Origin of the sequence: Pseudomonas sp. ACN8, assembly GCF_002303925.1 — a bacterium.
Taxonomy (GTDB): domain Bacteria; phylum Pseudomonadota; class Gammaproteobacteria; order Pseudomonadales; family Pseudomonadaceae; genus Aquipseudomonas.
This window is the reverse complement of sequence record NZ_MRCS01000034.1, coordinates 1-26989: the sequence shown is the minus strand read 5'-3', so window position 1 is coordinate 26989 and position 26989 is coordinate 1. Positions and strand designations below refer to the sequence as shown.

Here is a 26989-nt window from a genome sequence, read left to right as displayed (position 1 = left end):
TATACTCAGATGCGCATTCCGCGTCGGGTCGCCAGCAAGGTCAGCCATGAACAAGAACAATCGCCATCCTGCAGACGGTAAAAAGCCAATTACCATTTTTGGCCCGGACTTTCCTTTCGCCTTCGACGACTGGATCGAACACCCGGCCGGGCTGGGCAGCATTCCCGAGCACAATCACGGTGCCGAAGTGGCGATTGTCGGCGGCGGGATTGCCGGCCTGGTGGCGGCGTATGAGCTGATGAAGCTGGGCCTGAAACCGGTCGTCTACGAAGCCTCGAAAATGGGCGGCCGCCTGCGCTCCCAGGCGTTCAATGGCGCCGAAGGCATCATTGCCGAACTGGGCGGGATGCGCTTCCCGGTGTCGTCCACCGCGTTCTATCACTACGTCGACAAACTGGGTCTGGAAACCAAACCTTTCCCTAACCCGCTGACACCCGCGTCGGGCAGCACAGTGATCGACCTCGAAGGTCAGACCCATTACGCACAGAAGCTGTCGGATCTTCCTGCATTGTTCCAGGAAGTGGCTGACGCCTGGGCCGATGCCCTGGAAGCCGGCTCGCAGTTCGCCGATATCCAGCAAGCCATTCGCGACCGCGACGTGCCGCGCCTCAAGGAACTGTGGAACACCCTGGTGCCGCTGTGGGACGACCGCACCTTCTACGATTTCGTCGCCACCTCCAAGGCCTTCGCCAAGCTCTCGTTCCATCACCGCGAAGTGTTCGGCCAGGTCGGTTTCGGCACCGGCGGCTGGGATTCGGACTTCCCGAACTCGATGCTGGAAATCTTCCGCGTCGTCATGACCAACTGCGACGATCACCAGCACCTGGTGGTTGGCGGTGTGGAGCAGGTGCCACAGGGCATCTGGCGCCATGTGCCGGAGCGTTGCGCGCACTGGCCGGCCGGCACCAGCCTCAGCTCGCTGCACAACGGCGCACCGCGCACCGGCGTGAAGAAAATTGCCCACGCGCCGGGCGGCCGTTTCGCCGTCACCGACAACTGGGGCGACACCCGCGAATACGCGGCCGTGCTGACCACCTGCCAGAGCTGGCTGCTGACCACCCAGATCGAATGCGACGAAAGCCTGTTCTCGCAAAAAATGTGGATGGCTTTGGACCGTACCCGCTACATGCAGTCGTCTAAAACTTTCGTGATGGTCGACCGCCCGTTCTGGAAGGACAAGGATCCGGAAACCGGCCGCGACCTGATGAGCATGACCCTCACCGATCGCCTGACCCGTGGCACTTATCTGTTCGACAACGGCGACGACAAGCCGGGAGTGATCTGCCTGTCGTACTCGTGGATGAGCGACGCGCTGAAAATGCTCCCGCAGCCGGTGGAAAAACGCGTGAAACTGGCCTTGGATGCGTTGAAGAAGATCTACCCGAAAGTCGACATCGCCGCGCGGATCATCGGCGATCCGATCACCGTTTCGTGGGAAGCCGACCCGCATTTCCTCGGCGCGTTCAAAGGTGCGCTACCCGGCCACTACCGCTACAACCAGCGCATGTATGCGCACTTCATGCAAGACGACATGCCAGTCGAGCAGCGCGGGATTTTCATCGCCGGTGACGACGTTTCGTGGACGCCGGCCTGGGTTGAGGGCGCGGTACAAACTTCGCTCAACGCGGTGTGGGGCATCATGAAACACTTCGGCGGTGCAACTCACGCCGAGAATCCGGGTCCAGGAGATGTATTCAACGAGATCGGACCGATCGCCCTGCCCGAGTAAGAGGATTCCGAAATGCGCGTAGCCCTTTACCAATGTCCACCGCTGCCCCTGGATGTCGCCGGCAACCTGCAACGCCTGCATCAGTTGGCGCTGGAAGCCAAAGGCGCCGATCTGCTGGTGCTGCCGGAGATGTTCCTGACCGGCTATAACATCGGTGTCGATGCCGTCAGCGTGCTGGCGGAGGTGCATAACGGTGAATCGGCGCAGCAGATTGCGCGCATTGCCAAGGCTGCCGGGATCGCCATTTTGTATGGCTATCCCGAGCGCACCGAGGACGGGCAGATCTACAACGCCGTGCAGTTGATCGACGCTACTGGCGAGCGCATCTGCAACTATCGCAAGACCCATCTGTTCGGCGATCTGGATCACTCGATGTTCAGCGCAGGTGCCGATGAGTTTCCCGTCGTTGAACTCAACGGCTGGAAACTCGGTTTCCTGATCTGCTACGACCTGGAGTTTCCGGAGAACGCCCGACGTCTGGCCTTGGCCGGTGCCGAGCTGATTCTGGTGCCGACCGCGAACATGATTCCGTTCGATTTCGTCGCCGATGTCACCGTGCGCTCCCGCGCCTTCGAAAACCAATGCTATGTGGCCTACGCCAACTACTGCGGCCATGAAGGCGACATCCACTACTGCGGCCAGAGCAGCATCGCCGCACCGGATGGCAGCCGTATCGCCCAGGCAGGCCTGGATGAAGCATTGATCGTCGGTGAGCTGGATCGTCAGTTGATGGTTGATTCCCGCGCCGCCAATCGCTACCTGATCGATCGTCGTCCCGAGCTTTACGGCGACTTGAACAAGCGCTGACTCACTCTAATCCGCTAGCATTGGCACTTCACTGTTCTGGAAGTGCCCATGCCCGCGCTGAATCCCCTTCACCCCCACACTGAAACCCTGGCCAACGGCTTGCGGGTGACGCTGCGTCACGTCCCGAATTTGAAGCGCTGCGCAGCAGCGTTGCGGGTCGCCGCGGGCAGCCATGATGTGCCGCTGGCGTGGCCTGGCCTTGCGCATTTTCTTGAGCATCTGCTGTTTCTGGGGACTGAGCGTTTTCCTGCCGAGAAAGGGTTGATGGCCTACGTCCAGAGTCATGGCGGCCAGGTAAACGCGCGGACCAGCGAACGCACCACGGACTACTTTTTCGAATTGCCGCCTCAAGCATTCGTTGGTGGAATGGAGCGTCTATCAGACATGCTCGCCCATCCGCGTATGAATCCGGACGATCAACTGCGGGAACGGGAAGTGCTGCACGCGGAATATGTCGCGTGGTCGCAGGATCCGACAGCGCAGCAGCAGTTTGCGTTGTTCAATGGCCTGGCTGAGGCTCATCCGCTACGAGGTTTTCATGCCGGCAATCGCGACAGCCTGCCGGTAGAGCAAACTGAGTTTCAGCAGGCGTTGCAGGATTTTCATCAGCACTTTTACCAGACCGGGCAAATGGCCCTGAGCCTGGTCGGACCGCAGAGCCTCAATGAGTTGAAGGCAATCGCCGAAGCCTTTGGCAGCGTCATCGCCACAGGCGAAACAGTCACGCAACAAGCGCCGATATCGCTGATGGATACGCCGGATAAAAGTTATCAACTGGCTGGCGAACGACGTCTGGAGCTGCTGTTTGCTCTCGAAGCACTGCCCGACCGTTCTGCAGAAGCGTTGGCGTTCCTGTGCCACTGGCTGAACCAGGCTAAACCCGGGGGCTTGCTGGTGGACCTGCGCGAGCGCGGGCTGGCCGATCACTTGAAAGCCCAACCGCTGTACCAGTTCGCCGGGCAAGCTTTGCTGCATATCGAATTCACCCTGCCCGCCGCCGACTCGGCAACAGGCATCCGCGAACGCCTGCTGGACTGGCTCAGGTTCTTTGCCAAGCAAGACTGGGACCGATTGCGCGCAGAGTACGCCTCCCTGCTCCAGCGCCAGCAGCAAGTCAGCAGCGCCATGCAACTGGCTCGACTGGACAGCGAACAACGCGAAGTCGGGTTATCCGAGCCGGGTGTTACAGCCCTCACGCAAATTCTCCAACAAATCGGCACGGTGGATAACTTCAGCGGCCCATGGCAATTGCCGGCACTCAACCCTTTCCTGCACTCCGAAGCACCAACAGCCAACGCCGGATTGATTCGCGGCCAGACCAGCGCCCACCGCGGCCTGCGCACTTTTGCCCAGGATCGCTCGCGCAGCCGTCGTGAACGTTCGCCAATGCACTTCAGCCAGGCATGGCCGGACAACGGTGCTGAAGGTGCGATTTATCTGCGCTGGCGTCTGGACTCGACTCCCGGCAGCCACCTTCAATCACGGCTGGAAAACCACCTGCAACCGTTGCGCGAAGACGCGCGTCAGGCCGGTGTGGATTTTTCCTTCAGTGCGTCGGGCAACGAATGGCTGCTCAAACTGAACGGGCTACAGGAGCCGATGCCCAGCGTCCTCGAGCATGTGCTGAAAGAACTGACAAAACCTGATGCCGCCGTCTCACAAGCCGAATCGACCAGCGTTGCGTTGATACCGATTCGACAACTGCTCAAGGCATTGCCCGATCACTGCCTCGGGCACGCCGCGAACTCGGACGATGTGCAGCAACTCTGGTCGAGTGCGCGATGGGATGGGCTGGCCATCGGGTTATCGGCTCAGACTCAAGCAGCCATGGGCCTGGCCTTGAGCCGCATACCCGGCGCGCCGGACAATCAACTGACGCCGCCCTCGTCGATCCTTACACAGCATCTATGGAGCACTGTCGATACCGCTTCCAGCGAACACGCCTTGCTGCTGTTCTGTCCGACAGCCACCCAGGAAATGGCCGACGAAGCCGCGTGGCGTTTGCTCGCGCATGTCTGCCAGCCCCCCTTCTACCAACGCCTGCGGGTGGAACTGCAACTCGGCTATGCGGTGTTCAGCGCCCTACGGCAGATTCACGGGCAAACCGGGCTGCTGTTCGGTGTGCAATCGCCAAACATTGCGCCGGTGGAGTTGCTGCAACACATCGAGCAATTCCTGAATCGATTGCCGGAACTGATCAACGCACTCGACGACACCGCTTTCAACGTTCAACGCCAAGCCCTGGCGGATCAGTTTTCCAGCGCTGCGCTCACCACGGGTCAAGCGGCCGAATTGCTCTGGCAGGGCAAGCTGGCCGGCCGTTCGTCGGATTATCTGACGCAATTGCCCGAGGCCATTTTGTGCATTGACCGGACCGCTCTACTGGCTGCGGCCCGACGCCTGAATCAGGCCGAGGGTGGCTGGCTGTGTCTTGCCAACAGCGCAGCCCCAGGCGCGCCATGGCAAGCGGCAAAATGATCATTACCGAGGCTGCAAGGAGCTTTCTCAAAGTTTCACGGGCAACTTCTTTGAAATTTTGAGTAACATAGCCGCCTAACTAGCCTAACTATCTGGAACATCTCTGATTTGAGGTGGACTATACCTATAGATAGCGCTGTCCCACCCCACTTGAAGGAGTTCAACTTATGGCCTGGACCAAACCTGCCTACACCGACCTGCGTATCGGCTTTGAAGTCACCATGTACTTCGCCAGCCGCTAATCTGCTTAGGCAGACTGCAGCTAACGCCTCGGTTATCCGAGGCGTTTTATTTTCAGCGTTGAAATGATGGAGCGTCCATGTTTGTCCAGATTCTAGGTTCCGCTGCCGGCGGCGGCTTCCCCCAGTGGAACTGCAACTGCGTGAACTGCGCGGGCTTTCGCAACGGCAGCCTGCGGGCCAAGGCACGGACGCAATCGTCCATCGCGATTTCCGACGATGGCGTGAACTGGGTGCTGTGCAACACCTCCCCGGACATCCGCGCCCAACTCCAGAGCTTCGCCCCGATGCAACCGGGCCGCGCCCTGCGCGATACCGGGATCGGCGCGATCATCCTGATGGACAGCCAGATCGACCACACCACCGGCCTGCTCATGCTGCGCGAAGGCTGCCCGCATCAGGTCTGGTGCACCGACATGGTCCACGAAGACCTGAGCACCGGTTTTCCGCTGTTCACCATGCTCAACCACTGGAATGGCGGGCTGACCTGGAATCGCATCGAACTCGACCAGAGCTTCAGCGTACCGACATGCCCGAACCTGCGCTTCACCCCGCTGCCTTTGCGCAGTGCCGCGCCGCCCTACTCACCGCATCGCTTCGACCCGCATCCGGGCGACAACATCGGCCTGATCGTCGAAGACCTCAACACCGGCGGCAAACTGTTCTACGCACCGGGCCTGGGCAAGGTGGATGATGCGCTTCTGGAAATCATGGCCGGCAGCGATTGCCTGCTGGTGGATGGAACCTTGTGGGATGACGATGAAATGCGGCGGCGCGGCGTCGGTACTCGTACTGGGCGCGAGATGGGACACCTGGCGCAGAACGGTCTCGGTGGGATGCTTGAAGTGCTGGAGCAACTGCCCAACCAGCGCAAAGTACTTATCCACATCAACAACACCAACCCGATTCTTGATGAGGATTCGCCGGAGCGCGCAGAACTGGATCGGCGCCAGGTGGAAGTTGCGTATGACGGCATGAGTATTGTGTTGTAAGTAGCCGAGACCGCTGTGCGGTCTATCGCTAGCAGGCTAGCTCCCACAGAGGTATGCGTTTCAACTGTGGGAGCTAGCCTGCTAGCGATAAGGCCAGCTCAGGCACCAAAGACTTCAACGGTTGTACACCGGAGAACCGCCATGACCGACACCCCGATGTCCCCCGCCGAATTCGAAGCGGCCCTGCGCGCCAAGGGCGCCTACTACCATATCCATCACCCCTATCACGTGGCGATGTACGAAGGCCGGGCCACCCGCGAACAGATCCAGGGTTGGGTCGCCAACCGCTTTTACTATCAGGTGAACATCCCCCTGAAGGACGCGGCGATCCTCGCTAACTGCCCGGACCGCGAGATCCGCCGCGAGTGGATTCAGCGCCTGCTCGACCACGACGGTGCGCCCGGTGAAGATGGCGGCATCGAAGCCTGGCTGCGCCTGGGCCAGGCCGTGGGCCTCGACCCGGATCAATTGCGTTCCCAGGAGCTGGTGCTGCCCGGCGTACGCTTCGCCGTGGACGCCTATGTAAATTTCGCCCGCCGCGCCAGTTGGCAGGAAGCCGCGAGCAGCTCGCTGACCGAACTGTTTGCCCCGCAGATCCACCAATCGCGCCTGGACAGTTGGCCCCAGCATTACGCGTGGATCGACCCGGCCGGCTACGAGTATTTCCGCACGCGCCTGGGCCAGGCACGGCGTGATGTCGAGCACGGTCTGGCGATCACGTTACAGCACTACACCACCCGTGAAGGCCAGGAACGCATGCTGGAAATTCTCCAGTTCAAACTGGACATTCTTTGGAGCATGCTCGATGCCATGAGCATGGCCTACGAACTGAAACGCCCGCCGTATCACAGCGTGACCGGGGAACGGGTCTGGCACAAAGGAATCACCTTATGAGTTTCGATCGCAGCAAGACCCCGACCTGGCGTCCCGGCTACCGCTTCCAGTACGAACCGGTGCAGAAAGGCCACGTGCTGCTGTATCCGGAAGGCATGATTAAACTGAATGAAAGCGCTGCATTGATCGGTGGCTTGATTGACGGTGAGCGGGATGTCGCGGCCATCATCAATGAGCTCGACCGACAGTTCCCCGGCGTGCCCGAGCTCGGTGACGACATCGAGCAATTCATGGAGGTTGCCCGTGCGCAGCACTGGATCGAACTTGCCTGATTCATCGGTGCAAGTACCGCCCAAACCCGAGGTCGGCCTGCCGCTGTGGCTGCTCGCCGAGCTGACCTATCGCTGTCCGCTGCAATGCCCGTACTGCTCCAATCCGCTGGATTTCGCCGAGCAAGGCAAAGAGCTGAGCACCGAACAGTGGATCAAGGTGTTTCGCGAAGCACGAGAGATGGGCGCGGCGCAGCTCGGCTTTTCCGGTGGCGAGCCGCTGGTGCGCCAGGACCTCGCCGAACTGATTGCCGAGGCCCGCAAACTGGGTTTCTATACCAACCTGATCACCTCCGGCATCGGCCTCACCGAGCAGAAAATCAGCGACTTCAAGAAGGCCGGTCTCGATCACATCCAGATCAGTTTCCAGGCCAGCGACGAGCAGGTGAACAACCTGCTGGCCGGTTCGAAAAAGGCCTTTGCGCAGAAACTGGAAATGGCCCGGGCAGTGAAGGACCACGGTTATCCGATGGTGCTGAACTTCGTCACCCATCGGCACAATATCGACCAGATCGACCGCATCATCGAGCTGTGCATCGCCCTGGAGGCGGACTTCGTCGAACTCGCTACGTGCCAGTTCTACGGCTGGGCACAACTCAATCGCATCGGGCTTTTGCCAACCAAAGAGCAACTGGTGCGCGCCGAACGCATCACCAATGAATACCGAGCCAAACTGGAAGCCGAAGGGCATCCGTGCAAGCTGATTTTCGTCACGCCGGACTATTACGAAGAACGCCCGAAAGCCTGCATGAACGGCTGGGGCAGTATTTTTCTGACGGTCACGCCAGACGGAACCGCCCTGCCCTGTCACGGTGCCCGACAGATGCCGGTGCAGTTTCCCAACGTGCGCGATCACAGCATGCAGCACATCTGGTATGACTCGTTCGGCTTCAACCGCTTTCGTGGCTACGACTGGATGCCCGAGCCGTGCCGCTCCTGTGACGAGAAAGAAAAAGACTTCGGTGGCTGCCGCTGCCAGGCGTTCATGCTCACCGGTGATGCCAGCAACGCCGACCCGGTGTGCAGCAAGTCGCCACAACACGGCGTGATCCTCAAGGCCCGCGAAGAAGCCGAGAACGCCACTCAGACCATCGACCAACTGGCCTTTCGCAATGAACGAAACTCACGCCTCATCGCCAAAAGCTGAACCTTTCAGCGCTGCCAAAGCCGTGGCCGCCGGTATCGACTTTGCCGAACTGCAGGTCGGTCGGCAGGGCCTGTTCTGGAACGAGTACCGCCCCGAAGACGCGGCGTGCCGGATCTGGCATTGGCGCGACGGTGCAGCGAAATGCCTGACGCCATCGGGGTTCAGCGTGCGCAGTCGGGTGTACGAATATGGCGGCGGCGCGTTTTGTCTGACGGATGACGGCATCGTTTTCGTCAACGAGGCCGACCAGCAGTTGTATCGACAATCCTTGCAAGGCGAAGCGCCCGAAAGGCTGACGTCCGGGGCATGCCGTTTTGGCGATCTGCAGTTCGCCAACGGCCAGGTGCTGGCGGTCGAGGAACATCGCGATCAACACCGACTGGTGGCGATCGATCTGTTCGATGGCGCACGTCACCTGCTGGTCGAAGGTGCTGATTTCTACGCGGCACCGACACTGAGCCCTGATGCCCGGCGTCTGGCCTGGATCGAATGGAGTCGCCCGGATCAGCCATGGACAGCGACCCGCTTGATGGTTGCCGAACGCCTCGCCAACGGCGGCTTTGCCGAGGCTCGTTGTGTGGCGGGCGACGGCGTTCAAGAGTCAGTGCAACAACCGCGGTTTGATGCCAGCGGGTGCTTGTATTGCCTGACGGATCGCGCGGGTTACTGGCAGCCATGGAAAGAATCTGAAAAAGGCTTGAGCCCATTGCCAAGTGCGACCGCCGACCATGGCCCCGCGCCCTGGCAACTCGGCGGCAGCACCTGGTTGCCGCTGAGCGACGACAATTATCTGGCCAGTTGGACCGAAGGCGGGTTTGGCCGATTGGGCATCGGCGGCGATTCCAGCGCCGACTTCACCGGCGACTACAGCCGCTTCCGCCATCTCGCCGTGGATGAGCGGTTCATCTATTGCATCGCGGTATCGCCCGTCAGTTCAACCGCCGTGATCGCCATCGACCGCCAGAGCCGGCAAGTACAAGTGCTGGCCGGCGGCATCGTGCCGCTTGCTCCCGAACAGATCAGCCGCCCGCAAACCTTGTGCTACCCAAGCGGCTCCGGCGAAGCCCACGGCTTCTTCTACTCGGCGATGACCGGCGAGGCGAAACCACCATTGGTGGTGTTCGTCCATGGTGGCCCGACTTCTGCGTGTTACCCGATATTAGATCCGCGTATCCAGTACTGGGCACAGCGGGGCTTCGCCGTGGCCGACCTCAACTATCGCGGCAGCAGCGGTTATGGCCGGGCCTATCGTCAGGCATTGCATTTGAGCTGGGGTGATGTGGATGTCGAAGACGCTTGTGCGGTGGTCAGCCATCTCGCCGAGCGTGGTTTGATCGATGGCACTAAAGCGTTCATCCGCGGCGGCAGCGCCGGCGGCTACACCACCCTCTGCGCCTTGGCCTTTCACAACGTGTTCCGCGCCGGCGCCAGTCTGTATGGGGTCAGCGACCCGGTGGCGCTGGGCCGCGCGACCCACAAATTCGAAAGCGACTATCTGGACTGGCTGATCGGCGATCCGCAGCTGGATGCCGAACGCTACGCCGCCCGCACACCACTGTTGCATGCCGGCAACATCCGCGTGCCGATGATCTTCTTTCAAGGAGAACTGGATGCCGTGGTCGTCCCGCAACAGACCCGCGACATGGTCACGGCATTGCAGGACAACGGCATCCTGGTCGAAGCGCATTACTACGCCGATGAACGCCATGGCTTTCGCAAGGCCGGCAATCAGGCCCATGCGCTGGAACAGGAGTGGTTGTTTTATCGGCGGGTGATGGATTCAATGGACTGAAGCCCGCGCTCATTGCCGAAACGGTGGCGCCTCAATCGCGAGCAGGCTCGCTCCCACAATTAATCGCGTTCCTTTGGGAGAACTCGGTCGAATGTGGGAGTGACGGTGCGGCGATCCGACCTGCTCGCGAAGACGATCTACCTGCCGACACTCCTCTCAGCGCTTGGCGATGATGTACACCGCATGCACGATCCCCGGAATGTAACCGCACAACGTCAGCAGAATATTCAGCCAGAACGCCCCGCCGAATCCTACTTGCAGAAACACACCCAGTGGCGGCAACAGGATGGCGATGATGATGCGAATAAAGTCCATGGAGCAGCTCCTGATTGGGGTGAATTCGTTCGAGCCTACAGCTAATCGACCTGCGCCGTTTGTCAGGGTTCAGCCCGATTCCTCAGGCCAGTATCTCCAGGCCGTGTTTGCGCACGATACTCAGCAATTTCAACGCCATGCCACTGGGGTGCTTATCCCCGGCTTCCCATTGTTTGACCGTGGAAGCGCTGGTGTTCAGGTAGCGTGCGAACACCGGTTGGCTGACATTGTTGCGCTCACGCAATGCCTTGATCTCTTGCGCGGGAATTGCATCCGGTACCGTTGCAAGACAAGACTCATCGAACTCACGCATGGTCGCCTTGCTGATTGCACCGATGGCGTACAAGGCACTGGCCGATTCGTGGATCGATTCCGATAGCTCACTTTTGAATTTTTTACTCATTTGGTATCTCCACAAACTCCTTTGCATCCAGCAAGCGCTGAATTTCCATTTCGGTCAGTCCACCATATGTCTTGGCCAACTCTCGCAAGTCGAGCAAATGCCTGGGACTGATATTGCTCTGATCTTTCTTTGCGTACAGGAACTGATAGACCCAATGAGCACCGCCCTTCGCCAGGATAATCGAGCGATGGCGGTTGGCATTCAAACGCTTCTTCCAGACCCCACCGCCCAAATTGTCAGCCTGACCATTGAGCATTTCGGTGAATGCCTCCCGGAGTTCGTCATCACCGATCCAGGCCTTGGCAGCCTGCATTGCGAAGCGCTTTGTCTTGAACAGCCTTGGTGACATCGGCATCCCTTCCATAAAACATACCACTCAGTGGTACAGAAATCAAAACCAACGCGACAGCAATACCGTTTCGCTGGCACCGGCACTCCCTGCCGATGCACGCTAGAAAGCCATTGATGTGCTAACCGCTCAAGCCGAAATTGCCTTTGGAAAAGACCAGCCACAAAAAAACGCCCCACGCCAAAAGTGTCGGGCGTGAGGCGTGCGTATTACCGCGAGACGGTTCTGGAATGTGTGCAGGGCGCGTCTGATCAGACGGCAATCCCTTTGCGGCACTGCAACTGCGCGGTGCGTACTCGGGAGAAGGCCCGCGTCAGGCGCAGGAGCATTTCATCGATGTTGGCGTTGCTGACATTGAGCGCAGGGGTAAAGCGCAGGCAGTCGGGTTGTGGGGCATTGAGCAGCAACCCTTCGTACTGAGCGGCCTTGACCACCGCGTCAGCGGAGTCGTCCGACAGCGTCAGCCCCCAAAGCAGCCCTTGTCCGCGCAACTCGCCGTGACCGTAACGATGGGCCAAACGCCCCAAGCCTTCACGCAGGTGTTGCCCGGCTTGTGCGACGTGTTTGAGGAAAGCCTTGTCCTGCACGGTATCGAGCACCGAAAGTCCCGCCGCGGTCATCAACGCATTACCGTGATGAGTGCCTGTCACCTCGCCAATATCGAAACAGCAAGCCTTGCCCCGCGCCAGCAGCGCGGCCAATGGCACGCCGCCGCCCAAGCCTTTGCCGAGCACGACGATATCCGCCGTGACGGCGCAAGACTGTTCCGCGAGCAAGGTGCCACAACGGCCGATGCCGGTTTGCACTTCGTCGAGGATCAGCAAAATGCCGAGTTCACGGCACAAGCGTTCGACGCCCTTGAGGTAGTGCGCGGTGGCCGGAATCACGCCGGCTTCGCTCTGGATCGGCTCGAGCATGATCGCCACGGTCCGTTCATCCACGGCCGCATGCAACGCTGGCAGGTCATTGAACGGAACACGACTGAAGCCTGGCAGTTGCGGCTCGAATCGGTTGATCAATGTCGAACTGTCCGACGCTGAAATCGTCCCCAGGCTCCGGCCGTGGCAACTGTTGTTGGCCACAATGATTCGCGACGCACCGCCACGATGCCGTTGACCCCATTTGCGCGCCAGTTTGATCGCCGCCTCACAGGCTTCGCTGCCGGTATTGAGCAGGTAGGCCTGATCACTGCCGGTGCTGGCACACAGATGTTCGGCGAGGCTGAGCATGCCGCGGTTGTGCAGGCTGAAACCCGGGTTGATCAGCGATTGAGCCTGGGCAGTGATTGCGTTGACCAGAACCGAAGGGCTATGACCAAGGCTATTGGTCCCGCCGCCCTGGGAAAAATCCAGGTACGCACGGTCATCGCTGTCCCACAACCATGAACCCTGGCCACGCACAAACACCTGTTTCGGCCGTTCGACACTGGGCATCAAGTACTCGCTGGAAAGGTTAACGCCTTGGGATGGCCGGGAGGCGTCCATGACCAGATCATCAAGACTGGGAGGACTGCGGCGCAGACTGAACAGACTCATCTGACAAAACCTCTGATGAGGTTTTTTGCCTTACCTATGTAAATACCATCGAAGCAAAGGGTATTCATCGCGCTCTGTGGCCCTGTAAGCCCTGTGAATGCGGTTAGACTAGGCTCAGGCGAGGCGTTCAGCCATTTCGATTTCCCAGCAATTTCGATAAGCATTACTTATGGATTTCAAGCAACTGCGTTATTTCGTCGCGGTCTATGAAGAAGGTCACGTGGGCCGGGCCGCCGAGCGCCTGTCCATCTCCCAGCCGGCGCTGTCCCAGCAAATCCGCCACCTCGAACAAAACCTCGATGTGCGCCTGTTCGAGCGCAGCAGCAAACGCCTGTTGCCGACCCTCGCGGCTCATACGCTGTACAACCACGCTCTGCCATTGCTCGATGGCCTGCAGCGGGCACGGGAAGCGCTCGGCAACTTCAAGGGTCAGGCGCTGCGCACCCTGGCCATCGGTGTATTGCAGACCGTGCACACCAGCCTCGTCCCGCAGATGCTCGAACGAGTGCGCAAGGCGCAGCCGCATCTGGTGGTGCAGATCTACGAACTGACCGGGCTGGAAATCGAGCGGCGACTGCTCAACGGTTCTCTGGATATCGGCATCGGCTACCTGCCGCCCCGCCAGCCTGGCTTGCATGGTGTGATGCTGTACGAAGATGAACTGACCCTGGTCATCCCCGCAGAGCATCCGCTGCGTGAATTCAAGAAAGTGTCCATGAGTCAGGCCGCCGAACTGCCGATGTTGCTGCTGGGCGAGGAATTTCAGATCAGGCAGATCTGGCAGGCACAGCTGACAAGCCTGGGACGTCGCCCACAGGTGCAAGCCGAAGTGAACAACATGGCCGGCATCCTCGACAGCCTGCCCCACACGCGCCTGGCAACGGTATTGCCCGGTCGCTCGCAAAAGACCCATGGCAACCACGAACTGCTGTGGAAACCCCTGAGCGAACCCCGAGTGCCGCTGAAAGTCGGTTTGGTGTGTCGGGATGTGCAGCGGCAGCAGGCCTCGCTGGCATTGCTGCGGACATTGCTGGAGGAAGTGATAAACGGCCCGGATGAACGCTTGAACAGCGCGCAGACTTTGGATGGGCTGGGCTAGCAACTTTTCTTTGGGCAAAAGAAAACCCCGCCGAAGCGGGGCTTTGCAGACTGTTTCCCTGACATCCATTTCACTCCGCCGTCCTGGCAGAATCCTACGTGTCCCTGTTGTTGCTTTGCGCTTCCTGCGCTACGTCCATGTAAAGTAGATTAGCTGTGGATCCAATTTGCATCTATGGGAGAACAGCAGCACGTTATGTAAGAGAATGCTTACAAAATGCTACTTCATCAGAATTGTCCCGCATCCAGCAGGAACAACGATTCGCTACCGGCCTTCACTGACGCGCTCAACGAGTGAATGCGCGGCAGCAGACGGGCAAAATAGAACCGCGCCGTGCCCAGTTTGCTGGCGTAGAAATCGTCTTGCGCTTCCTTGCCAAAAGCCGCCTTGGCCATCAGGGCCCACATGTAGGCGTAGGCCACATAGCCGAATACTTGCAGATACTCGACCGACGCCGCGCCGATTTCGTTCGGATTGCTCTTCGCACGGTCCAGCAACCACGCGGTCAATTCATCGAGGGTGGTCACTGCGTCGTTCAGTGGCTTGGTGAATTCGGCGAGGTCCGCGCTGGCAGTCGCCGTGAAGTGGCGAATCTCGTCGGCGAACAGGTTGTAGAACGCCCCGCCGCTACCCACGATCTTGCGCCCGACCAGGTCCAGCGCCTGAATACCGTTGGTGCCTTCGTAGATCTGGGTGATGCGCACGTCACGCACCAGTTGCTCCTGGCCCCACTCACGGATGTAACCGTGGCCGCCGAAAACCTGTTGGCCGTGTACGGTGGTTTCCAGGCCGAGGTCGGTCAGGAACGCCTTGGCCACCGGGGTCAGCAACGCCACCAGGTCTTCCGCGCGCTTGCGGGTGACGGCGTCTTCGCTGAACTTGGCGGTGTCCAGTTGCATCGCCACGTAGGTGGAGAACGCACGGCCACCTTCGTTCGAGGCTTTCATGGTCAGCAGCATGCGACGCACGTCCGGGTGGACGATGATCGGATCAGCCACTTTGTCCTTGTACTGCGCGCCGGTCGGCGAACGGCTTTGCAGACGGTCACGGGCGTATTCCACAGCGTTCTGGTACGAGCGCTCGCCCGTGGCCAGGCCCTGGATACCAACACCCAGGCGCTCGTAGTTCATCATGGTGAACATGGCCGCCAGGCCTTTGTTCGGCTCACCGACCAGGTAACCCACGGCTTCATCGAAGTTCATCACGCAGGTCGCGGACGCCTGGATGCCCATCTTGTGTTCGATCGAGCCGCAGTTGGCCGGGTTGCGTGCGCCCAGGCTGCCATCGGCATTGACCATGAACTTCGGCACCAGGAACAGCGAAATGCCTTTCGGCCCCGCCGGTGCATCTGGCAGCTTGGCCAGCACCAGGTGGATGATGTTTTCGGTCAGGTCGTGTTCGCCACCGGTGATGAAGATCTTGGTGCCACTGACCTTGTAGGAACCGTCGGCCTGAGGCTCGGCCTTGGTGCGGATGATCCCCAGGTCCGTACCGGCGTGTGGCTCGGTCAGGCACATGGAACCGGCCCAGATGCCGGCATACATGTTCGGCAGGTACGCGGCTTTCAGCTCTTCGCTGGCGTGGGCGTTGATCGACAGGCAAGCGCCGGCGGTAAGCATCGGGTACAGGCCGAACGACAGGCTGGCGGAGTTGACCATTTCTTCGACCTGGGCCGAAACGGCTTTGGGCATGCCCATGCCGCCGTAGGACGGATCGCCACCGACACCGACCCAACCGCCTTCAGCGTAGGTCTGATAAGCCTGTGGGAAACCTGCTGGAGTGGTGACGGCACCGTCCGCCCAATGGCAACCTTCTTCGTCAGCGGCACGGCTCAGCGGTGCGATGCTTTTGCTGGTGACTTTGCCGGCTTCTTCCAGGATGGCTTCGACCGTTTCTGCATCCACAGTCTCGGCCAGTGCAGGCAGTTCGGCCCAGAGTTTGGCGACCTCGAAAACTTCATTGAGGACGAAGCGCATATCGCGCAGGGGCGCTTTGTAGTCAGCCATGGCAAACCTCGCAAGATCTATACAGGTGATTCACAGGAAGAGTGTTTTCGTTGGGTCGGAGTGTACCCCAACAACTTTTGCGACACATAGGGTCAGCTCATGACCATTTTGTTATTTTTAGTCACCAACAAAAAGCCCGCACAAGGCGAGCTTCTTTGTAACGGACTTTTATGACTAAAGCGCAAACAACTCCGCCGGCAGTTGCATCAGGCAATCGCTACCCGCTTCAATGGCCGCCCGATGAGCGGCAGTGCGTGGCAACAGACGCTTGAAGTAAAACTCGTTGGTCGCCAGCTTGCCCCGGCAGAAGTCGCCTTCGCCGCTGCCGGCATCGAGCTGCGCCTGAGCCACCAGCGCCATGCGCAACCACAGGTAGCCGAGGATGATGTAACCGCTGTACATCAGGTAATCCACCGACGCGGCACCGACTTCATCCGGATTTTTCATCGCAGCCATGCCGACCCTGGTGGTCAATTCACCCCACTGCTGGTTCAGTTGATTGAGCTGTGCCACATACCCGGCCAGTTGTGGATGCTCGGCGTTCGCCGCGCAGAACTTGTGGACGATTTTGGTGAAGCCGCGCAGCAGCTTGCCCTGGCTGCCGAGTACCTTGCGCCCGAGCAAGTCCAGCGCCTGAATGCCGTTGGTGCCCTCATAGATCGGCGCGATCCGGCAGTCACGGACCAGCTGCTCCATGCCCCACTCGCGAATGAAGCCGTGACCGCCAAACACCTGCATGCCGTGGTTGGTCACCTCCAGCCCGGTGTCGGTCATGAAGGCTTTGCAGATCGGCGTGAGGAACGCCAACAAGTCTTCGGCGTCCTGGCGCGCCGTTTCATCCGGGCTCAGGTGGGCAACGTCGAGCAACTGCGCGGTGAAGTAGGTCAGCGCGCGGTTGCCTTCGTTGAAGGCTTTCATGGTCAGCAACATCCGCCGCACATCAGGGTGCACGATGATCGGGTCGGCGGCTTTTTCCGGCGCTTTCGGGCCGGTCAGCGAGCGCATCTGCAAACGGTCGTTGGCGTATTTGATCGCGCCCTGGAAGCTCGCCTCCCCCAGACACAGCCCTTGCATGCCGGTGCCCAGCCGCGCGTGGTTCATCATGGTGAACATGCAGTTGAGGCCCTTGTTCGGCTCGCCGATCAGAAAACCCTTGGCCTCGTCGAAGTTCAGCACGCAGGTGGCCGAGGCCTTGATGCCCATTTTGTGTTCGATCGAGCCGCAGGACACGCCATTGCGCTCGCCCGCTTCGCCCGTCGCATCGGGCAGGAACTTAGGCACGATGAACAGCGAAATGCCCTTGGTCCCGGCCGGTGCGTCCGGCAATTTGGCCAGCACCAGGTGAATGATGTTGGCGCTCATGTCGTGCTCACCGGCCGAGATGAAGATCTTGCTGCCGGAGATCGCGTAGCTGCCATCGGCCGCAGGTACGGCGCGGGTCTTGATGATGCCCAGGTCGGTGCCGCAATGGGCTTCGGTCAGGCACATGGTGCCGGTCCATTGGCCAGCGGTAAGCTTCTTCAAATAGGTCTGCTTCTGCGCCTCGGTGCCATGGGCGTGGATCGCCGACATGGCTCCGTGGGTCAGGCCGGGGTACATGCCCCATGAGGTGTTGCTGGAGCCCACCATCTCGCTGATCACCAGGCCCAGAGAGATCGGCAACCCTTGACCGCCGTAAACCGGATCCGCCGCCAGGCCATGCCAGCCGCCCTCGACATATTGGGCGAATGCCTGCTTGAAGCCCGCGGGCGTGGTGACCACGCCGTTGTCGAAATGGCAGCCTTCTTCATCGCCACTGCGGTTGAGCGGCGACAGCACGTTTTCGCAGAATTTCGCCCCTTCTTCAAGGATCGCATTGACCATGTCCGGGCTGGCATCGGTGGCCCCCAGCGCGGCGTAGTTGCGGTGAAAGTCGAAGACGTGGTCGATCAGAAAGCGCATGTCGCGCAAGGGAGCTTTGTACTCGGGCATGGTCATTCTCCGTCGGCAGATTTCTCCAACCTACTGCTGCCGACCACGCCTCACAATCACTTTGCGCTCGCTGAATGCGCCATCATCACTCAACCGTAGCGGCGTCCATGCGCACGGCGCCACGGCGGTTCTGCCCGAACGCCATCACGCAGTTGCGCCCCGCGCCCTTGGCGCTGTAGAGCGCCTGGTCGGCGGACTTGAGCACTTCTTCCGGGGTGCGTTGATCGACCCGTTCGGCAACGCCGATACTGACCGTCACCGACACACTCGACGCTGCGGAACCGGCACGCCGCTGGCGCCCCTGACTATCGTCCTGCGGGCGGTTTTCCTGATTGCGCAATTGAATATTGTAAGTGGCGATGGACTCGCGGATGACTTCCAGGTGCGGCATGCATTCCTCGAGGGTCTTGCCTGCAAACACCAGGGCAAATTCCTCGCCGCCATAGCGATACGCCTTACCGCCACCGCCGATTTTCGACAGCTTGCTGGCCACCAGCCGCAGCACCTGGTCGCCGACGTCGTGGCCGTGGGTATCGTTGAATTTCTTGAAGTGGTCGACGTCGCTCATGGCCAACACATAGTTGCGTCCCAAGCGCTGCATGCGTTCATTCAGCGCACGACGCCCCGGCAGCCCGGTCAGCTCGTCGCGGAAGGCCATTTGATAGGCTTCGTGGGCAACGGCAGCGGCGATCATCAGCATCGCCTGGCTGCACATGATGTTCAGCGTGAACGGCAGGATGAAGGTTTTCGGCAACATCCAGAACAACCCGAGCAGCCCCACCAGTTGCGCGGCATGCAGCGGTCGCGGGTTGCGCCAGTACTGCCAGGCCAGCAGCAAAAACGCGGCAATGAACACCGGATAGGACAACTGGATCAGGCTCATCCAGGCGCCATGCAAGGCAGGCCACCGAATCTCCGACAGCCAGATCAGCAGCGCATGTGGATAACTTTGCTCAAGCCCCAGCGCCACGCTGCCGACTGCGAGCAAGACCGCGAAACGCGCCACCATGTCCTGGAACAGATGGGTACGTTCCTGCCACGCCGCGAACACGCCAAACAGCAGCGGCAGCAGCAGGCAACACAAATGAAAGACCACCGCGGCATCGTCACGCACCTTACCGTTGTCGCGGTAATAGTCGGTCTGGGTGTCGAGCAGGAAATAGGCGATGTACACCGTGACCATCAGAAACAGTTCACGCTGGCGTCGGTACACCGCGCAATAGGCGCCACCGAGCAACAACACCAGGGTGGGCAGCACGTTGAACAGCGACGTGAAAAAGACGTTCAGATCCTTGATGTAAGCAGCCGCAAGCCCCGCCACCAACAGCACTAATGACGGCAGGAAATGACTGAAACGTACAGCAGATGAGCGCGGCAAGGGTAAAGCTCCGACCCGTCAGATCAATAGATGGCAATGTGCCCACTACTGTAACGGCAGGAAGCCCGAGTTACTGAGTGAATTACTGAGGTATTTTTCAAAGGGCGTTACAGACATTTTTCCGCCGGTAATCTTCAAAGCAAAAAAGCCGCTGGTCCCGAAGGAGCAGCGGCTTTTTCAAGTGCTTCGTTAAGGCTTAGTAGCCCAGGTCGAAGTTCTCTTCTTTCATGTCCATCAGGTTGTTGGCGCCCGACAGCATGGTTACGACGTGAGTGCGGGTACGCGGCAGGATACGCTGGAAGTAGAAGCGCGCAGTCTGCAGCTTGGCGGTGTAGAACGCCTCTTCGGAAGTGCCGGCAGCCAGTTTCTCGGCAGCCAGGCGCGCCATGTCAGCCCAGAAGTAGGCCAGGCAGGCGTAACCGGAATACATCAGGTAGTCCACGGAGGCCGCGCCGACTTCTTCGCGATCTTTCATGGCAGCCATACCGACCTTCATGGTCAGCTCGCCCCATTCCTTGTTCAGTGCAGCCAGCGGAGCGACGAACTCTTGAACCGCTTCGTTGCCTTCGTTGGTCTGGCAGAACTTGTGGACGATCTTGGTGAAGCCTTTCAGAGCCTCGCCTTGGGTCATCAACACTTTGCGGCCCAGCAGGTCGAGCGCCTGGATACCGGTGGTGCCTTCGTACAGCATCGAGATGCGGCTGTCGCGGACGTTCTGCTCCATGCCCCACTCAGCGATGAAGCCGTGGCCGCCGTAGATCTGCACGCCGTGGTTGGCCGATTCGAAACCGACTTCGGTCATGAAGGCTTTGGCGATCGGAGTCATGAAGGCCAGCAGTGCGTCGGCTTTCTTCTTCTCCTCTTCGTCCACGCCGTATTTGACGATGTCGACTTGCTTGGCAGTGAAGTAAACCATCGCACGGTTGCCTTCGGCGAATGCCTTCATGGTCAACAGCATGCGGCGTACGTCAGGGTGCACGATGATCGGGTCAGCGGCTTTGTCCGGCGCTTTCGGGCCAGTCAACGAACGCATTTGCAGACGGTCACGAGCGTATTTCAGGCCGCCCTGGAAGCCGACCTCGGCGTGGGCCAGGCCTTGCAGCGCGGTACCCAGGCGTGCGGTGTTCATGAAGGTGAACATGCAGTTCAGGCCTTTGTTCGCCGGGCCGATCAGGAAACCGGTGGCACCGTCGAAGTTCATCACGCAGGTGGCGTTGCCGTGGATGCCCATCTTGTGTTCCAGGGAACCGCAAGACACAGCGTTACGCGCGCCAACCGAGCCATCGGCGTTCGGCATGAACTTCGGCACGATGAACAGGGAGATGCCTTTGGTGCCAGCCGGTGCATCCGGCAGGCGGGCCAGTACGATGTGGACGATGTTGTCGGCCATGTCGTGTTCACCGGCCGAGATGAAGATCTTGGTGCCGGAAACCTTGTAGGAACCGTCGGCCTGAGGCTCGGCCTTGGTGCGCAGCATGCCAAGGTCGGTGCCGCAGTGCGGTTCGGTCAGGCACATGGTGCCGGTCCACTCGCCGGAAACCAGCTTGGTCAGGTAAGCCTCTTGCTGCTCAGGGGTGCCGTGCTCGGAGATGGTGTTCATCGCACCGTGCGACAGGCCTGGGTACATGCCCCACGACCAGTTGGACTCGCCAACCATTTCGCTGATGGCCAGACCCAGGGACTCCGGCAGGCCTTGGCCGCCGTGCTCTACGTCGTGAGCCAGACTCGGCCAGCCACCTTCAACGAATTGCTTGTAGGCTTCCTTGAAGCCGGTCGGGGTCTTAACGCCAGACTCGCTCCAGGTGCAGCCTTCGAGATCGCCCACGCGGTTCAGCGGAGCCAGTACCTGCTCACAAAACTTGGCGCCTTCCTCAAGAATGGCGTCAACCATGTCCGGAGTTGCGTCGGCACAAGCCGGAAGGCTCTGATAGTGCGCTTCGTAGCCGAGCAGCTCGTCACGAACGAAGCGAATATCACGCAAGGGGGCCTTGTAGTCAGGCATAGCGATAAACCTCTGCTGATGTAACCGGGAATGAACGACCGCATGGATTCGTTGTTGCGATCAAACAGTTGTTTGAAACATACGTTTACGCCCAAATCTTGTCAAGCGTCGATCTTTTGCCGTTCGTCATCGCTAAAACCGGCAATGAACAGGGCCACAGGAAACTGGCCTGATTGACACTGAAAATGGCCAATAAAGCCTATCGTTCTGGTAGTTCTTACAGGTTCACGAAACAGCGAAAAGACGCCTACTGACTATAGGCTCTCGTGGGGTCAATGGTGACCTTCCCGAGGATCGTCTATGGAGGGGATTTGAGATGGACAATCAACCAGATACTGACTTGCGACTACCCGGTAATCTTGACCCGAATTTTGGCAGCAATGGCGTGGTACGCCCCAGTGAAGCACCTGGAGTGACACATACCATCGTCTCTGATGAGCATGGACGCTTGACCCACGCATCAAGAATCGGGAAAGAGTTTCTTCTCGCTCGTCTGCTGATGGATGGTCAGGTAGACGAGGGGTTCACGCCCACCAAGAGTCAGTTCGACGCAGGCGACCAATCCATTCCGATGCGACTGCTAATGCAAAAAGACGGAAAAACCGTCCTGATCGGTGAATCGCAAAAAGACAACGTTCGCCGACCTGGCGTACGACGCTTTAACGCCAATGGCAGCCCTGACCTTGTTTTTGGCAACCGGATCGTCACGGGACCGGTTAATTCATATGCGCCAGCGGTTCCCCACAAGTTCGTTGACGGCTGCCTGCAAGACGATCAAAAGATACTCATCGTCGCTTACTATCACGTCAACTACCCCATCGGAACGCTCGTGAGTCGCCTGTCCCGCCTGCAAAGCAACGGAGAACCGGATACCGGGTTCGGCAATGGCCAAGGCTTCATTGATATCAAGTTCAAGCAAATGGACAGCTTTGCCCAAATGGTTCACGTACAGAGCGACGGCAAGATTATCGTCACAGGCCTCTACTTTGATGCGCAAAGAAAAAGAACCGGGGCGGTCGCGCGTTACGACGAACAAGGAAAGCTGGATGAAACTTTCGGAACGGATGGCTTCAGCGATATTCCGCTGGAGGTGGCAGGTTCGTCCATCGCCAGCGACTTTATCTTTAGCGATGCACTCAGTCGCCTGCAGTCGGACGACAAGATCATTTTCGCAACCTGGACGAAAGGGGCTGACGACAGGGTTCGGGGTCTACTGACCAGACTCAATGCTGACGGCAGCAACGACAAACAATTCAATACAGGCTCGCCAGTAATCACCTCTCGCGATGATGGCGATGTGCACTGGCGTGCAGCGGCAGTGCAAGCGGACGGAAAAGTTGTCCTCGTGGGCTACGTACGCTGGGCGACTCCAGGCAGCGAATTTTTCATAGCCAAACAACGATTTTCTCCAGAGGGACAACCGGAGGATTTCACCTGGGATAACAGCCCCGGCGACTACTGGGATGTGGTAATCCAATCAAGTCAACGGATCGTCGTGTCGGGTAGTAGCGGGGGATATTCGACAGGAGAGCCCAGGGTAATCGGATTATTGGCCGAATGAGCGCGTTTTTCATTTCCAGCAAAGGATGTTTGCCCGACTTTTTTCAGTCAGGCAAACAGAATCAGGCGTAGGTATCGATCAACGTCCCGAGCACTCCGTCGGCTGCCTTGGCGACTTTCACACCCAGCTCCGCCTGAATCTTGCCTTGGGCCATTTCGACCACGTTGCTGGCCAGGTCCGATTGCCGGCTGCGGTCGACCGAACGCAAGCGATCGACCTGCGCCTCGGAGGACTGGCTGGTAACCGAACGCTCAATAGTGGTGTTGGCGATCTGCCCGGCGGCTTGATCGACACGGCTCTGCCCTGTCTGAAGAGTGCTCCAACCTGCATAAAAAGCGGTGCTTCCTGATATTTCCATGGGAGAACTCGTCCTTTCAAAGGATCAACAGCGGCCATTGAAGCAGAGTGACCGGCAAAACACTCGACAAAAACACTAATGGCACAGTGCCTTGTCATAGGCAAAGCCCGCATGCGACAAACCTCAGTCCAACAGGTCCAGTTGCAAGTGCTCCGCCACTGCCTCGGCCGTAACGGCCTTGAGTTTAGGCACACGCCCCAGGCACGGTGCCGGGATGCGCTCGGCAAGAGTGGCCAGGTTTTCTTCCAGCCGCGAGGTCTTGGGGTCGATGATGTTGGCCACCCAGCCCGCCAGTTGCAAACCGTCCCGGGCAATCGCCTCAGCGGTCAGCAAGGCATGGCTGATACACCCCAGGCGTACACCGACCACCAGGATCACCGGCAGCTTCAATGCGATGGCCAGGTCCGACAGATTGTCCTGATCCGCCAAGGGTACGCGCCAGCCGCCAGCGCCCTCGATCAGGGTGAAGTCCGCCTGCATGCCCAGAATCTGCCGCATCGGCGTCAGCAACGACTGCACCGTCAGCGCCACGCCCGCCTCTCGCGCCGCCAGATGCGGGGCAATGGCCGGTTCAAACGCCATCGGATTGACCTGTGTATAGGTCAGCGGCAGTGAACACTCCGCCAGCAAGGCCAGCGCATCGGCATTACGCAAGCCTTTGGGCGTCACGTCGCAACCTGACGCGACCGGCTTACCCGCCGCCGTACTCAAACCCGCCGAACGCGCCGCATGCAGCAACCCGGCAGCGACCGTGGTTTTACCGACATCGGTATCCGTGCCGGCGATGAAATAGGCTGCGCTCATAAGGGTTTCTCCAAAACGGCGTACACCACTTGATAAGTCGCCGGCAGTCCCTGGGCCTGACGAAACTGTTCGTAAGCCTCGATCAGCCCCAGAATCCGCGCCCGGCCGGTCAAGCCACCCGGCCGCCCGGGATTGAGATTGTGCGCACCCAACGCCTTGAGTTCATGGGTCAGGCTGCGCACATCCGGGTAATGCAGCACGTGCGCAAGGTTTTGCAGACTGACCGTTCTCAAGCCGCTCGCCGCACACAACTGCTGATAAACACCAAACTCCCGGAAACGATTGACGTGCACCATGCCGTCAACTTCGCGCCAGCTGTCACGCAATTCAAACAACGTTCCTACACACAGACTAGCAAACGCGAAGATGCCGCCCGGTTTCAGCACCCGAAAGGCTTCACTGAGCACCGAGTCGAAGTCTGCGCACCACTGCACCGCCAGGCTGGAGAAGATCAGGTCGCAGGTCGAATCCTGCAGTGGCAAACGCTCGGCATCGCCGGCCACGAAGTGTGTGGCACCGCCCAATGGCCGGGCGTGGTTGAGCATGCCTTCGGCGATGTCCAGCGCCACCCCGTGACTGCCCGGAAACTGCTCATCCAGGGCGCGACTGAAATGCCCGGTGCCACAGCCCAGGTCTAGCCAACGCTGCGGTACGAAGTCCTGCGGCAGACGCCCGAGCAATTGGCTGCCGACATCGCGCTGCAACTCGGCCACGCTGTCATAGCTGGCCGCCGCGCGGGAGAATGAAGCGGCTACCTGGCGCTTGTCGGGCAAGGTGCCGGGCAGGTTGGGAAGGGATAAATCAGTCATCGCCGGACTCATGCAAAAAGGCCTGGATCGCCCCCGCCACACCATGGGGATCCTCCAGGAGAAACCCGTGGCTGGCCTGTTCAATCAGACCGATTTCGACATCCGGCAGCAATGCCAGCAACTCGCCCGCCGCTTGCGCCGGCACCAGCCCGTCGAGGCCGGCGAACAGATGCAGTTGCGGACCGCGGAACGATTGCAGCGCCTGTCGTGTATCCAGTTGCGCGAGCACTTGCAGACCACTGAGCAGCACTGGCGCGGAGGTATTCGGGGCGCCACCGAGCAACAACCGCGACAATCCGCGTGGGTCTTCGGCGCCTTGGGCGCAGAGCAGTGAAAAGCGTTTCAAGGTCGCGCGCGGATCGGCTTCACAGCCCGCCAGAAACGCATCGAAGGTTTCCCCAGGCATGGCGCTTGACCATTGATCATGGGCGACAAAAGAAGCGTTGCTGGCCAAGGTGAACACGCCACAGCAGCGATCGCCACGCCGGGCCGCCAACTCGCAGGCGAGCATGCCGCCCAATGACCAACCGCCTAGCCAGACGTCTTGCGGCAAGGTCGAATCAAGCTCTTCGAGCCACTCTTCAAGATCGCTCGACTCCAGCTCCGGCAACGGTTCGATCTCGACGTGCAGGTGCTCATCCAGGCCTCGCAAGGCCGCCGCCAGAGGCTCCAGCGGTGAAACGCCAAGACCCCAGCCAGGCAGCAGAATCAGACGATCACGCATGGCTTGGCTCCGGCTTCAGTAGCTGAAAACAATCGGCCAGTCCACTTAACAATAGCTGTACCTGGGCCTCACTGTGGGCAGCCGTCAGCGTGACCCGCAGTCGGGCGCTGCCGGCGGGTACGGTCGGCGGGCGAATCGCGGTCACCATCAACCCGCGATCACGCAGCATCTGCGAAAGACGCACCGCGCGCCCCGCGTCACCGATCATGATCGGCTGGATTGGCGTGAAGCTGTCCATGAGCTCCAGGCCAATCTGTTCGGCACCCTGGCGAAACTGGCGGATCAGCACCTGCAAATGCTCGCGGCGCCAGTGTTCGCTGCGCAGCAGTTCCAGGCTTTTCAACGTGGCGCAGGCCAGCGCAGGCGGCTGGCTGGTGGTGTAGATATAGGGGCGGGCGAACTGGATCAGGCTTTCGATCAGCTCTTCGCTGCCAGCCACAAAGGCACCCGCCGTGCCGAACGCCTTGCCGAGGGTGCCGACCAGCACCGGAACGTCATCCTGGCTCAAGCCGAAGTGTTCGACGATGCCGCCACCGTTGGCTCCCAGCGGTCCGAAACCATGGGCATCGTCGACCATCAACCAGGCACCTTTGGCCTTGGCTTCCCGGGCCAGCGCCGGCAGGTCGGCGATATCACCGTCCATGCTGAACACGCCATCGGTGACCACCAGCGTATTGCCGGTGGCTTTTTCCAGGCGTTTGGCGAGGCTCGCCGGGTCGTTGTGCAGGTAGCGATTGAACCGCGCGCCGGACAGCAGCCCCGCGTCGAGCAGCGACGCATGATTGAGACGGTCTTCGAGCACCGTATCACCCTGCCCCACCAGCGCCGTGACCGCGCCGAGGTTGGCCATATAACCGGTGGTGAACAGCAACGCGCGCGGACGACCGGTCAGGTCGGCCAACGCTTCTTCCAGGGCATGGTGCGGGGAACTATGACCGATGACCAGATGGGATGCCCCTCCGCCCACCCCCCACTTCGACGCGCCGGCACGCCAGGCTTCGATCACTTGCGGATGATTGGCCAGGCCCAGGTAGTCGTTGTTACAGAACGCCAGCAACGGCTGGCCATCGACCACCACTTGCGGCCCCTGCGGGCTTTCGAGCAGCGGGCGCTGGCGGTAGAGGTTTTCGGCACGACGGGCGGCAAGGCGTGCGGCGAGATCGAAAGACATGCAGGCCTCGACTATCAAATGACACATGTCCCCTGTGGGAGCGAGCCTGCTCGCGAATGCGGACTGACATTCAACATTGATGTTGGCTGACACGACGCCTTCGCGAGCAGGCTCGCTCCCACAGGGGACATGTGTCATTTGATAGTCGAGGCCTGCA

General features: G+C 59.9%; 24 protein-coding genes. 11 read left to right on the top strand and 13 right to left on the bottom strand.

Annotated features, from left to right (window positions below; genetic code table 11):
- Positions 1-46: 46 nt before the first annotated feature.
- The 9 genes from BSF44_RS19095 to BSF44_RS19055 all read left to right on the top strand — a co-directional run bounded on the left by BSF44_RS19095 (position 47) and on the right by BSF44_RS19055 (position 10347).
- On the top strand, positions 47-1729 hold the full coding sequence (locus BSF44_RS19095; RefSeq protein ID WP_095944841.1) for an NAD(P)/FAD-dependent oxidoreductase: 1683 nt from the start codon (positions 47-49) through the stop codon (positions 1727-1729).
- Positions 1730-1741: 12 nt separating this feature from the next.
- Positions 1742-2536, top strand: coding sequence for a carbon-nitrogen hydrolase family protein (locus BSF44_RS19090; RefSeq protein ID WP_095944840.1), 795 nt, complete (start codon positions 1742-1744; stop codon positions 2534-2536).
- A 48-nt stretch (positions 2537-2584) separates the two neighbouring features.
- Positions 2585-5014, top strand: a complete 2430-nt coding sequence (gene pqqF, locus BSF44_RS19085; protein WP_095944839.1) for a pyrroloquinoline quinone biosynthesis protein PqqF — start codon at positions 2585-2587, stop codon at positions 5012-5014.
- A gap of 167 nt (positions 5015-5181) precedes the next feature.
- Complete coding sequence (gene pqqA, locus BSF44_RS19080; protein ID WP_003444522.1) at positions 5182-5256, top strand: pyrroloquinoline quinone precursor peptide PqqA; 75 nt, start codon at positions 5182-5184, stop codon at positions 5254-5256.
- A 77-nt stretch (positions 5257-5333) separates the two neighbouring features.
- Positions 5334-6245, top strand: a complete 912-nt coding sequence (pqqB, locus tag BSF44_RS19075) for a pyrroloquinoline quinone biosynthesis protein PqqB (RefSeq protein ID WP_095944838.1) — start codon at positions 5334-5336, stop codon at positions 6243-6245.
- Between the two features lie 141 nt (positions 6246-6386).
- Positions 6387-7139, top strand: a complete 753-nt coding sequence (gene pqqC, locus BSF44_RS19070) for a pyrroloquinoline-quinone synthase PqqC (protein ID WP_095944837.1) — start codon at positions 6387-6389, stop codon at positions 7137-7139.
- Positions 7136-7411, top strand: a complete 276-nt coding sequence (gene pqqD, locus BSF44_RS19065; protein WP_095944836.1) for a pyrroloquinoline quinone biosynthesis peptide chaperone PqqD — start codon at positions 7136-7138, stop codon at positions 7409-7411. The genes pqqC and pqqD overlap by 4 nt, the downstream gene beginning before the upstream one ends.
- Complete coding sequence (gene pqqE / locus BSF44_RS19060) at positions 7383-8555, top strand: pyrroloquinoline quinone biosynthesis protein PqqE (protein WP_095944835.1); 1173 nt, start codon at positions 7383-7385, stop codon at positions 8553-8555. The genes pqqD and pqqE overlap by 29 nt, the downstream gene beginning before the upstream one ends.
- Positions 8521-10347: a S9 family peptidase gene (locus BSF44_RS19055; protein WP_095944834.1), complete on the top strand. Its 1827-nt coding sequence runs from the start codon at positions 8521-8523 to the stop codon at positions 10345-10347. Before pqqE ends, BSF44_RS19055 begins: the two co-directional genes overlap by 35 nt.
- Before the next feature lie 156 nt (positions 10348-10503).
- Here BSF44_RS19055 and BSF44_RS19050 read toward each other — a convergent pair whose 3' ends face one another.
- The 4 genes from BSF44_RS19050 to BSF44_RS19035 form a co-directional block, all read right to left on the bottom strand.
- The gene (locus BSF44_RS19050) at positions 10504-10662 is read right to left on the bottom strand and encodes a YqaE/Pmp3 family membrane protein (RefSeq protein ID WP_003228885.1); all 159 of its coding nucleotides are present in this window, start codon (positions 10660-10662) and stop codon (positions 10504-10506) included.
- Between the two features lie 82 nt (positions 10663-10744).
- Positions 10745-11065 (bottom strand): DNA-binding transcriptional regulator, encoded by a 321-nt coding sequence (locus BSF44_RS19045; protein ID WP_095944833.1) that lies wholly within the window; start codon positions 11063-11065, stop codon positions 10745-10747.
- Positions 11058-11414, bottom strand: a complete 357-nt coding sequence (locus BSF44_RS19040) for a type II toxin-antitoxin system RelE/ParE family toxin (protein ID WP_095944832.1) — start codon at positions 11412-11414, stop codon at positions 11058-11060. Before BSF44_RS19040 ends, BSF44_RS19045 begins: the two co-directional genes overlap by 8 nt.
- A 251-nt stretch (positions 11415-11665) precedes the next feature.
- Complete coding sequence (locus tag BSF44_RS19035) at positions 11666-12949, bottom strand: aspartate aminotransferase family protein (protein WP_095944831.1); 1284 nt, start codon at positions 12947-12949, stop codon at positions 11666-11668.
- Between the two features lie 169 nt (positions 12950-13118).
- On the opposite strand from BSF44_RS19035, the gene BSF44_RS19030 reads away from it, so the two are divergent.
- The gene (locus tag BSF44_RS19030; protein ID WP_095944830.1) at positions 13119-14048 is read left to right on the top strand and encodes a LysR family transcriptional regulator; all 930 of its coding nucleotides are present in this window, start codon (positions 13119-13121) and stop codon (positions 14046-14048) included.
- Positions 14049-14275: 227 nt separating this feature from the next.
- On the opposite strand, the gene BSF44_RS19025 is transcribed toward BSF44_RS19030, so the two are convergent.
- From BSF44_RS19025 to BSF44_RS19010, 4 genes are all read right to left on the bottom strand, one after another.
- Positions 14276-16054: an acyl-CoA dehydrogenase C-terminal domain-containing protein gene (locus BSF44_RS19025; protein ID WP_095944829.1), complete on the bottom strand. Its 1779-nt coding sequence runs from the start codon at positions 16052-16054 to the stop codon at positions 14276-14278.
- Between the two features lie 174 nt (positions 16055-16228).
- Entirely contained in the window at positions 16229-18025 is a 1797-nt protein-coding gene (locus tag BSF44_RS19020; protein ID WP_095944828.1) for an acyl-CoA dehydrogenase C-terminal domain-containing protein, read from the bottom strand.
- Positions 18026-18110: 85 nt separating this feature from the next.
- Entirely contained in the window at positions 18111-19403 is a 1293-nt protein-coding gene (locus BSF44_RS19015; protein WP_095944827.1) for a GGDEF domain-containing protein, read from the bottom strand.
- A gap of 196 nt (positions 19404-19599) precedes the next feature.
- Entirely contained in the window at positions 19600-21405 is a 1806-nt protein-coding gene (locus BSF44_RS19010; RefSeq protein ID WP_095944826.1) for a phenylacyl-CoA dehydrogenase, read from the bottom strand.
- Positions 21406-21721: 316 nt separating this feature from the next.
- Here BSF44_RS19010 and BSF44_RS19005 point away from each other — a divergent pair, with 316 nt between their 5' ends.
- Complete coding sequence (locus BSF44_RS19005; protein WP_095944825.1) at positions 21722-22966, top strand: hypothetical protein; 1245 nt, start codon at positions 21722-21724, stop codon at positions 22964-22966.
- A 61-nt stretch (positions 22967-23027) separates the two neighbouring features.
- Here the strand turns inward: BSF44_RS19005 and BSF44_RS19000 are convergent, their stop codons facing one another.
- The 5 genes from BSF44_RS19000 to bioF form a co-directional block, all read right to left on the bottom strand.
- Positions 23028-23324 (bottom strand): pyrroloquinoline quinone biosynthesis protein PqqE, encoded by a 297-nt coding sequence (locus BSF44_RS19000; protein ID WP_095944824.1) that lies wholly within the window; start codon positions 23322-23324, stop codon positions 23028-23030.
- A gap of 123 nt (positions 23325-23447) precedes the next feature.
- Positions 23448-24128, bottom strand: coding sequence for a dethiobiotin synthase (gene bioD / locus BSF44_RS18995; RefSeq protein ID WP_095944823.1), 681 nt, complete (start codon positions 24126-24128; stop codon positions 23448-23450).
- Positions 24125-24937 (bottom strand): malonyl-ACP O-methyltransferase BioC, encoded by an 813-nt coding sequence (gene bioC / locus BSF44_RS18990; RefSeq protein ID WP_095944822.1) that lies wholly within the window; start codon positions 24935-24937, stop codon positions 24125-24127. Before bioC ends, bioD begins: the two co-directional genes overlap by 4 nt.
- Positions 24930-25661: an alpha/beta fold hydrolase gene (locus BSF44_RS18985; protein WP_095944821.1), complete on the bottom strand. Its 732-nt coding sequence runs from the start codon at positions 25659-25661 to the stop codon at positions 24930-24932. Before BSF44_RS18985 ends, bioC begins: the two co-directional genes overlap by 8 nt.
- On the bottom strand, positions 25654-26832 hold the full coding sequence (bioF, locus tag BSF44_RS18980) for an 8-amino-7-oxononanoate synthase (RefSeq protein WP_095944820.1): 1179 nt from the start codon (positions 26830-26832) through the stop codon (positions 25654-25656). Before bioF ends, BSF44_RS18985 begins: the two co-directional genes overlap by 8 nt.
- Between the last annotated feature and the right edge of the window lie 157 nt (positions 26833-26989).